Raw genomic sequence first — 9,250 nt, 5'->3', positions numbered from 1 at the left:
GAGAACTACAACCAGGACGCCAAACCATTCACCTGGACCAAATCAGCGGACTATCTCCTGGGCAAGATGAAACGCAAACAAACCATTAACACGGAACACTAGGCTCCTTCGCGCCGAGACGACGGTCTGCGGCGCCCGGCAGCAAAGGGAGGTGCCACCGCCTAGACGGATCACCTCTTACCTGAACATGCTGAGTTTCTCCGCGACGACGCCGGTATGATGTGCCGGGTGGCGAGAAACGGTGGGCGACTTAACATGACCAAGCAGGAATGGATCAAGTACGGCGCACTCTTTCTGCTGGCCGTGGTTGCCTTCGGGGTAGCAGGAATTGCCCTGACGAATCCGCGCGACCCGGGCGAAGCCGTAAGCCCTGTGACGGCAAGCTCTCCGGTGGCCACGCCGACTGCCACGGCGACCCCGGCACCCACAGCCACTCCAACGGCCCAACAGCTGAAAATCCAGCTTCCCGCCCAGCCGGTCCTCCTTATTGTTGGCGATTCGTACACTGCCGGTGACGGCGCGGATCGGCCAGACCAGGGGTGGGCGTACCTTGCTGCCGGCTCGCTCGGATACCCCACCAACATCGACGGTGTGGGCGGAACCGGCTTCGTGTGGGGCGGTGGTCCGCAGGACAACCAGGCTCGTGAGTACGAAGTCCGGTTGCGGGAAATCGCTGAGGATCCGCGCTTCGTCCCCAACGTCCTCATCCTTCAGGGCGGCCAGAACGACGCGCTGATCACCAGCCCTGAGGAAATCCAAACCGCCACGGTGCAGACCATCGAGGCGGCCCGCAGGTTGTGGCCCGGCGTCCAGGTAATTGTTCTTGGGCCCTCGGCCCCGCAGCCAGTCGCGGAGGAACTGCGCGGTGCGAACAGCGCCGTACGCGCAGGGGCCGCAGCCGCTGGTGCTCCGTTCATCGACGCCTACGAGGCCGGCTGGTTCACGGGGGCCAACAGCCCCGGATTCGACTTTGACGGTGCGCACCCGAACACCGCCGGCCACGCGCATCTTGCTGAGAAGTTCCTGGAGTCCTGGGCCACGCTGATTCAGTGAGCCGCCTTCTGCGGACGCGGCGATGCCTCCTGGACATCATGTACTAGCGCGTATCAACGTCCTCAAACACCAGGAAAGTCTGTGTGTCCTGGACGCCCGGCATGGCCTGCAGCTGGTCGAAAATCACGCGCCGCAGGTCGGTGTTGTCGATGGCGCGCACCAGCAGGATCACATCAAAATCGCCTCCCACGAGTGCGATGTGGTGGACCTCCGGGATCGCGCGCAGCTGCTCGCGCAGCTCACGCCACGAATGCTGGCTCACCTTCAACGTCACGTAGGCGGAGGACTTCAGCCCGGCCTTGATGGGGTCCACCAGGGCCGTGAATTTTGTCAGCACACCTTCGCCGGTCAACCTGGCAATGCGGGTGTACGCGTGGGCGCGGGAAATGTGGACATTCTCGGCCACCTGGGTCACGGACATCCTCCCGTCCCGGGTGAGTTCGGCGATGATCCTGCGATCGACGTCGTCCAGCGGCACTTCACCGGAATCTCCTTCAAGTCGTGCCAATTCGTCCACCGCTCCCGCTCATTGTCCGGATCACATTTCAATTCGTCTTCCAGAGTAGGTCCATCCGGCGGAACCTTCCACGATTTGGCGAACTACTGGATACGAAACTTCCCTCAGGGACGGTTAGCGGTGGTGGGGCGTGTTCAGAGGATGATGTTGCTGGTGTAACGGATCTTCGCAGCAGCTGCCATCACATCGGAGACGATGCCCGGCGCGTTCAGGGGTGAGGAGAACTCTGGGGCGGCCGGTATGGCGTCCTCGGTCCACAGTGTCACCACCTTGCGGCTCAGGGCCATGGCCGAGAGGGAGTACACGCCATCAAGGTCCGGCCACGTCTCATGGATGGCACGGGCCCAGGCTCGGGTTCGCTCCTTCTCGCCGAAAGCGATCTGCGCAGAACCGCCGGCCGGCAGCAGCCAGTCTCCCGTGAGGTCGGCCAGTACGAGGTCACGCGTGGTACTAAACGCCGTGACGTAAGGGTCGTCGCGGTCGACGTCAACGAAACGGGTCAGCTGGAATACCTCCGCCAAGCACGTCAGCACATCCTCACCGAGGTAGGCGGCACCCAGCGGCGCGGCATCACCTGGCGGCAGCGGGTGAGGTTCCCAGCGTGAGCCCGGCACGGGCCCCCAGGTGCGCAGTCGGTTCCACGGCACCACATGCCCCGAGGCGGTGAAGTGGATCCGCCACAGCACGGTGCCAGCCGGTATCGTCTTTGCTTCGTACCCCAGAGCCCGCAGGGTAGCCGCGTTCGGCGGGTACTGGTCCGGCATCAGTAGCCGGCCGCCAGTCCCTCGGCAAGGTCGACGACGACCTTCTTGCTGCCGCCGGCCTCCAGCCATGACTTGGCCGAGACATGCATTCCGTTCAGGACCAGGTCGGGTTGGGGCGTCAGGAAGAACCCGGCCACCGCCTGCGGGTGCAGGTCGTCGGGCAACGCACCCAGAACGTCCTCCAAGAAGGGGATCGACTTGTCACCCGTATCGTTAAACTGCCATTGCGGGAAGGCTAGCTTGCCGTTGACCAGGTACGAGTAGAGCTTCCGTGCCGACTTGTAGTGCCGGATGGTGGACGCGGACATGTGCATACGCTCGGCGACCTCGGCGGCCGTGAGGGCAGAAGCGTCAAAAACGAGCCGGGCGGCGGCGTTCGCCGCGGAGGCTATAGCGACGGCGGCATGGTCGGCTGCGATTCCCGAGTTCTTGTCCCAGAAGTCCCGGTCGCGTGCGGGCAACTCGGCTGCCGTCGTGCTGCGGGTCATGTCTTCCAGGGCTGAGACCAGGTCCTGTTCAGAAAATGAGGGACGGGCAGAGTTGATCCATGCATTGAGGGTGCCGGCCCCGTGGTCGGTTTTCATTCCGGTGCGGCGGTCCTTGACAGCGATGATGTCTCCTAACGACCTCCACAGTCTATGCCATTGCTAATGATTGTGGGACAAGAAACTCTGGCAGCTTCTTCCTCGGAAAGGCGCCGGACCAGGCCCAGAAGTTTACCGACTGAAGATGCTGCCTCGGAAGCGGTCGTTTGTTCGTTCGGACAGCTCCGCGTGAGGCAGTCGTGGGGCCAAGACGGTTTCACCGTGTTCTATCTGGCCTCAGGGGCGCGGTGTTCGCGGAGCCTACTCCATGTTTTCTGGCCGAAATGTGGACAATTCGTTTCACGAAACATGCAAGTAGTGCCGAACCGCGTCGCGAATCAGAACGGATTTACTGATATGCCTTTCGGCGGCGCTCTGCGACAATAGGTCCGCCAACTCCGGTTCCAGGCGCACGGACAGCTGCACGCCGGGACTTTGCCCCAACGACGGGCGGCCTCGCCGAGGAGGATGCAGCTCGTCGACTTCATAGCCTGCCTCAGCTTCATTTGCCTAGGCGTGAATCATCTCTTCCTTGCCGCCGGACGGCAGTCAGGCCCGGCACATCAGTAGGCGGTGGCCTGCTCCTCGTGGGAGTCGTCGCCACGATCATTCTCGCCGGCGTGCTGGCGGCAACCGCGGGCACCTTCCCCCAGTCATCGCCGCCGCCGACGCCGATGGTCGCCGCGAGTCGACACCATATCCGTTGCAGCCGATAGTTAGGTGTCCGCGAAGGAAGACGGTAATGAGCCGGAGGCAACCCGACGCTGTTCACGCTCCAGCGATACGCTCGCTCCGTGGACGCAGAGCTTGTTATTCAGGTGAAAGCCCGCAAAAGTCGCTGCCACCAGCCCGATGGGTGGACCGTGAACTCTGACGAACAAGTCGAGTGAAATTGTCGCCTTCGCCAATAAGGCTGGGGCGATTTTTTATCCCTGGGCGATGCCGACACCGCCCGGACCGATATGCGTGCCAATACGTCCACGGCTCCTTGCTGCAGCGCCACCGCTGGTTGCGATTCGTCTCTCAAAATGACCGTAAGCATCTGTCTTCTCCACGATTCGCTCAGGTACTGGATACGAAACTTGCCTCGGGGCCATACTGGAACCGACTAGTGGCTACAGAAGGACGGACCAATGACGATCTCCGCGGACCACCCTGCGCCGGACCAGGCCCAGCGTTTGCCGGCTGAAGACGCAGTATCCGAAGCGGTGCGCAAGTTCGGCATCACGGTGGAGGACTACATGCTGCCCGCCCGGCACCAGATCCAGATGGTGGATCCGGAGGGACGGCTCAAAGCAGAAAGTGAGCAGGGCACAGAGCCCGGCCACGAGTACCCCCTGCCCGCCGATGAGGAACTGCTGGCCGCCTACGAGCAGCTCGTCGTCGGACGCCGCGTCAACGACCAGAACTCCGCGCTCGTCCGCCAGGGCCGCATGGCCGTATACCCGTCCAGCCACGGCCAGGAAGCCTGCCAGGTGGCAGCCGCACTCTGCCTCTCCGACGGCGACTGGCTGTTCCCCACCTACCGGGACGCAGTGGCGGTCATGGCCCGGGGAGTTGATCCCGTGGAGACCATGACCATCTTCCGGGGTGACTGGCACAGCGGCTACGATCCGGCCAGGCACAAGGTGGGCATCCAGTGCACGCCGCTCACCACCCAGCTGCTGCACGGCGTGGGTGTCGCGCACGCCGCAAAGCTCCGCGGCGAGGACACCGTAGTCCTGGCGATGTGCGGGGACGGCGCCACCAGCGAGGGTGACTTCCATGAGGCCCTGAACTTCGCCGCCGTCTTCCACCTGCCCGTTGTCTTCTTCGTCCAGAACAACAAGTACGCCATCTCGGTGCCGCTGGCGCACCAGTCCGTGGCGCCGTCGCTCGCCCATAAGGCAGTGGGCTACGGCATGGCCGGCGAACGGGTGGACGGCAACGACGTGGTGGCCCTCCTCGCCGTGCTGGACCGGGCCGTGAAGCTCGCACGGGAAGGTTCCGGGCCGCTCCTCGTGGAGGCTCACACGTACCGGATGCAGGCACACACCAACGCCGATGATGCCACCCGCTACCGGCAGGACAGCGAGGTGGCCGAGTGGCTGGCCAAGGATCCCATCAGCCGGATGAAGACGTACCTCACCGGGCGTGGACTGCTGGACGACGACGGCGCCGCGCGGATCGCGGAAAAGGCGGAAGCAGTTGCCTCCCAGTTGCGGGACGGCCTGGGCGAGGACGTTCCGGTGGACCCGCAGGAGCTCTTCCGGCACGTGTTCTCGGTGCCCACACCGCAGTTGAAGGAGCAGTCAGCCATGCTGGCCGACGAGCTGTCCCGCGAAGCGTCGTCTGAGGAGTCGCCGAAATGAGTCCGACCATCACCACATCGTCCGAGGCGAATGGCAACGTCAGCGCGGCAACTGCCCGGGCTGCGGCGTCCGCCGCTTCTGTAGCTGAAGCTTCCGGGCTGCAGCCGGTCACCATGGCCAAGGCACTCAACACGGCCTTGGCGGATGCGATGCACGCCGATCCGTCCGTCCTGGTCTTCGGCGAGGACGTGGGCCTGCTGGGTGGGGTTTTCCGTATCACGGACGGTCTCACCAAGACCTTCGGGGAGCAGCGCTGCTTCGATACGCCGCTGGCCGAGTCCGGCATTGTGGGCATGGCCGTGGGGATGGCCATGAACGGGATGCGGCCGGTGGTGGAGATGCAGTTCGATGCGTTCGCGTATCCGGCGTTCCAGCAGATTGTCAGCCACGTGGCTAAGATGCACAACCGCACCAGGGGGACCGTGAAGCTGCCCATGGTGATCCGGGTTCCCTATGCCGGCGGGATCGGGGGAGTGGAGCACCACTGCGACTCCTCCGAGTCCTACTACGCCCACACCGCGGGCCTGAAGGTGTTCACCCCCGCCACCGTGGCCGACTCGTACCGGATGCTGCGGGAGGCCATCGATTCGGACGACCCCGTCATGTTTATGGAGCCCAAGAAGCTCTACTGGTCGAAAGACCTGGTGGACCTTGAGGATCTCCGGGCGCAGCACTCGGCCAACGCGGCAGCTGGGACGTCCTCGGAAGGCCGTGCCGCCGTCGCCCGTTCCGGGACCGACGCAACGCTCATCGCCTACGGACCGTCCGTGCCCACCGCACTGGCGGCAGCCGCCGCTGCTGCGGAGGAGGGGCGCTCGCTGGAAGTCATCGACGTCCGCTCCATCGTTCCGTTCGACGACGAGACCGTATGCGCCTCCGTCCGCAAGACCGGCCGGGCCGTGGTGATCGCAGAAGCGCACGGCTTCGCGTCCGTCTCTTCAGAGATCGTGGCGCGGGTCCAGGAACGCTGCTTCCACTACCTTGCCGCTCCCATCCGCCGCGTGACGGGATTCGATGTCCCGTACCCTGCACCGAAGCTCGAGCACTACTACCTGCCCGGCGTGGACCGTATCCTCGACGCCGTTGACGACCTCCAGTGGGAGAACTGACCATGAGTGAACCGAAAGTATTCCTGCTCCCTGATCTGGGCGAAGGCCTGACCGAAGCCGAACTGGTCAATTGGCTCGTGTCCGTAGGGGACGAGATCCGCGTGGACCAGCCCATCGCCGAGGTGGAGACGGCCAAGTCCATGGTGGAAGTCCCGTCCCCGTACGCCGGCACTGTCACGGTGCTCCACGGCGAACCCGGCCAGACGCTGGATGTGGGCAAGCCGCTGATCTCCGTGCTTCCGAGTGGTGCGCCGATGCCGGTGATCGAGCCTGTCGACACGGAGGCCTCGGCGGTTGAGCCTGCCGAAACCGGTGCCGCGGCTACCTACCGCGAAGAAGAGAAGGCCGGGTCCGGAAATGTCCTGATCGGTTACGGGACTCCCGGCGGCAGCGGCGCTGCCCGGCGAACCAGGGCTCCCCGCGTGGTTTCGGCGAGCTCAACCAACGACCATCCGGTGATTGAGCCTGACGCCCAGAAGGCGGCCGATGACCTGCTGCTGCTCCGCACGAGGGTCCCCGGGAAACTGGGAGCCGTCATTTCACCGCTCGTCCGGCGCATGGCCAGGGAGCACGGCGTTGATCTCGGCGAAATTAGCGGCTCGGGTGACAGCGGCCTGATCATGCGTAAGGACGTTGAAGCGGTCATCAGCGCTCCGGCGGTTGAGGTTTCGACAGGCTCAACCACCGAACGCCCGGTGGTTGAGCCCGTCGAAACCCAGGGGGCTGTCGATTCCCGCACTGGCCTGGGCATTTCGTCCCGGACGCCTGTCAAGGGTGTCCGGAAGGCCGTGGCCGCCAACATGTCCCGCAGCCGTGCGGAGATCCCCGAGGCCACCGTCTGGGTTGACGTGGATGCCACGGCGCTGGTGGAACTCCGGGCAGGCCTCAAGAAGTCTGATCCGCACAATACGCCTGGCCTCCTCGCGTTCATCGCACGTTTTGTCACCGCTGGGTTAAAAAGATTCCCGGACCTGAACACCCGCATCGAAACCACTGGCGACGGCTCCCAGGAGATCATCGGGTTCGCCGGTATCAACCTGGGATTTGCGGCCCAGACGGACCGCGGACTGATGGTCCCCTCGATCCGCAACGCGGACAAACTCAGTGCCCGCGAACTGGACGCGGAGATCCGCCGCCTCACCGCCGTCGTACGCGAGGGCAAAGCGACGCCCGAGGAACTGGGTAGCGGCACCTTCACGCTGAACAACTACGGCGTCTTCGGCGTGGACGGATCCGCGGCCATCATCAACCACCCCGAGGTGGCGATCCTCGGCGTTGGCCGGATCATCGACAAGCCGTGGGTGGTGGAGGGGGAACTCGCGGTCCGCAAGGTCACCGAACTGACGCTCACCTTCGATCACCGCGTGTGCGACGGCGGCACAGCAGCCGGATTCCTGCGGTTTGTAGCCGATGCGATTGAGAGGCCGACGTCCATCCTCGCCGACGTATAGGTGGCCTTGGTGGACGAAACCGCAGAGCTGTTGGGCGAGCACCTGAAGCAATGGAGAATCGTGCTTGGCCTCAGCCAGGAGCTGGCCGCGGACCGGGCTAATCTCTCCATGCCCACAGTGCGCCGCATTGAACGCGGCGACACGGGCGTCAGGCTGGGAAGCGTCCTGGCCCTGACGTGCGCGCAGCTGCCAGGTTTCGTCCCAGTTGCAAGGAGAACGACCCTACCCTCAGTTGTATCAATGGGCAGTGTCTCCCAACAGCCAGCTCATTGCTTCGCTCCTGTAAGTGAAGAACTTCGTGGGGGCATGGGGCGCGTTGATGCCAAGGAAAAAGTTAGCAACGACTCGATCTACCGGGCTGGAACCGAGTAGGGCGATCCGTGAAGCCGCGCACGGGATGGACCATACGGCGCGCGCTTCGCGGCTGACAGTTTCCGTAGCAGCCATATCGACCAGCATGGGATGATCGACGCCGTTGCAGACCTCGTTGACCATCGCCATCGCTGCCCTGGCGTCGGCTACGTCGATTTTGGCGTGGGGCGTCCAGATTAGATGGACGATACCGTCGCCTCGGAGCTCGACAGAGCCTTTTCCTCCTTCTAGTGGAGTTCGCCGCACTCGATGGCCTTCCGTATTGGTTGTGGACCCCATGATAGTCGGCACCAACGCGGCTGCTACACCGGCCCCGGCGGATGCCGGAAGCAAGGCCTGTACTTCTCACGGACCCTTCCCCGCGAGCCTCTCCGATGCGAACTGCGGCCCGTAGGGCCAGACCAAAATAGTCCTGCGGCCAGGGGATCGGTTCTGATACGAAGGCCCGCACCCCATCACCTGGCTTATCTGGCCAGGCTCAACCTGGGCACAGGCTTCTCTGCATTTTGCAAGTGCCTACACTTTGGTCAGTTGGAGATGTCTTTTGCATCGCTGAGCCCGGCGAGGGCTTTGCGAAGTCGGGCATCGGCTTCGTCCGCGACCTCCCGGACGGCCGGGCTGTCGCTGAGCTGGACCATGGTTTGTGGGTCGATGGCGTCGATGGTGGTTTCGTGCGCGTTCTTGCCTCGTCTGACAACGACATTGCATGGAAGCAGCGCACCGAGTTCCGGCTCGGCTGCGAGGGCGCGGCTCGCCAGGGTGGGGTTGCAGGCGCCGAGGATTACATAGTCGCCGATGGCGTCGGCGGCCTCGGTGCCGAGTTTGGCCTCAAACGTGGAGCGGACGTCGATTTCCGTCAGTATGCCAAAGCCTTGTTCACCGAGCGCCTCGCGGGTGCGCTGGACAGCGTCCTCCCAGGACAGCGGGACGGTAACAGTGTGGGTATAGCTCATGAGCCTGCTCCTCATATGTCGTTACAGATACGGCCGGTTCAGGTTGGGGGCCGCGCCGGGGCAGTTTGGGGGGAAACTGCCCCGGCACGGGGTCTG

General features: G+C 64.1%; 10 protein-coding genes and 1 pseudogene. 5 read left to right on the top strand and 6 right to left on the bottom strand.

Annotated features, from left to right (window positions below; all coding sequences use genetic code 11):
* Positions 1–255: 255 nt before the first annotated feature.
* Positions 256–1,053, top strand: coding sequence for an SGNH/GDSL hydrolase family protein (locus NG697_RS20670; protein WP_252615073.1), 798 nt, complete (start codon positions 256–258; stop codon positions 1,051–1,053).
* 43 nt (positions 1,054–1,096) lie between these two features.
* Here the strand turns inward: NG697_RS20670 and NG697_RS20665 are convergent, their stop codons facing one another.
* From NG697_RS20665 to NG697_RS21460, 4 genes are all read right to left on the bottom strand, one after another.
* Positions 1,097–1,561: an Lrp/AsnC family transcriptional regulator gene (locus tag NG697_RS20665; protein ID WP_056345240.1), complete on the bottom strand. Its 465-nt coding sequence runs from the start codon at positions 1,559–1,561 to the stop codon at positions 1,097–1,099.
* A gap of 143 nt (positions 1,562–1,704) precedes the next feature.
* Positions 1,705–2,334 carry an RES family NAD+ phosphorylase gene (locus tag NG697_RS20660; RefSeq protein WP_252615072.1) on the bottom strand — a complete coding sequence of 210 codons (630 nt, stop codon included), beginning with the start codon at positions 2,332–2,334 and terminating at the stop codon, positions 1,705–1,707.
* The gene (locus NG697_RS20655; protein ID WP_252615071.1) at positions 2,334–2,918 is read right to left on the bottom strand and encodes a hypothetical protein; all 585 of its coding nucleotides are present in this window, start codon (positions 2,916–2,918) and stop codon (positions 2,334–2,336) included. Before NG697_RS20655 ends, NG697_RS20660 begins: the two co-directional genes overlap by 1 nt.
* A 300-nt stretch (positions 2,919–3,218) precedes the next feature.
* Complete coding sequence (locus NG697_RS21460) at positions 3,219–3,332, bottom strand: ribbon-helix-helix domain-containing protein (protein ID WP_374209964.1); 114 nt, start codon at positions 3,330–3,332, stop codon at positions 3,219–3,221.
* A 719-nt stretch (positions 3,333–4,051) separates the two neighbouring features.
* Here NG697_RS21460 and NG697_RS20650 point away from each other — a divergent pair.
* The 4 genes and pseudogenes from NG697_RS20650 to NG697_RS21455 form a co-directional block, all read left to right on the top strand.
* On the top strand, positions 4,052–5,269 hold the full coding sequence (locus NG697_RS20650; RefSeq protein WP_252615070.1) for a thiamine pyrophosphate-dependent dehydrogenase E1 component subunit alpha: 1,218 nt from the start codon (positions 4,052–4,054) through the stop codon (positions 5,267–5,269).
* On the top strand, positions 5,266–6,378 hold the full coding sequence (locus tag NG697_RS20645) for an alpha-ketoacid dehydrogenase subunit beta (RefSeq protein WP_252570001.1): 1,113 nt from the start codon (positions 5,266–5,268) through the stop codon (positions 6,376–6,378). The genes NG697_RS20650 and NG697_RS20645 overlap by 4 nt, the downstream gene beginning before the upstream one ends.
* Positions 6,379–6,380: 2 nt before the next feature.
* Positions 6,381–7,829, top strand: coding sequence for a dihydrolipoamide acetyltransferase family protein (locus NG697_RS20640; RefSeq protein WP_252615069.1), 1,449 nt, complete (start codon positions 6,381–6,383; stop codon positions 7,827–7,829).
* Positions 7,830–7,991 (top strand): annotated as a pseudogene (locus NG697_RS21455) (helix-turn-helix domain-containing protein); the annotation flags it as partial.
* A gap of 75 nt (positions 7,992–8,066) precedes the next feature.
* On the opposite strand, the gene NG697_RS21515 reads toward NG697_RS21455, so the two are convergent.
* Together NG697_RS21515 and NG697_RS20630 are read right to left on the bottom strand one after the other, a co-directional pair.
* Positions 8,067–8,480, bottom strand: a complete 414-nt coding sequence (locus NG697_RS21515) for a DUF7793 family protein (RefSeq protein ID WP_252615068.1) — start codon at positions 8,478–8,480, stop codon at positions 8,067–8,069.
* A gap of 248 nt (positions 8,481–8,728) precedes the next feature.
* Positions 8,729–9,154, bottom strand: coding sequence for a DUF302 domain-containing protein (locus tag NG697_RS20630; RefSeq protein ID WP_252569992.1), 426 nt, complete (start codon positions 9,152–9,154; stop codon positions 8,729–8,731).
* Positions 9,155–9,250 lie beyond the last annotated feature (96 nt).

It is taken from the genome of Pseudarthrobacter raffinosi (assembly GCF_023913835.1).
Classification (GTDB): Bacteria; Actinomycetota; Actinomycetes; order Actinomycetales; family Micrococcaceae; genus Arthrobacter; species Arthrobacter raffinosi.
Note: the sequence above shows the minus strand (reverse complement) of the source record. Positions and strands in the feature narration are given on the sequence as shown.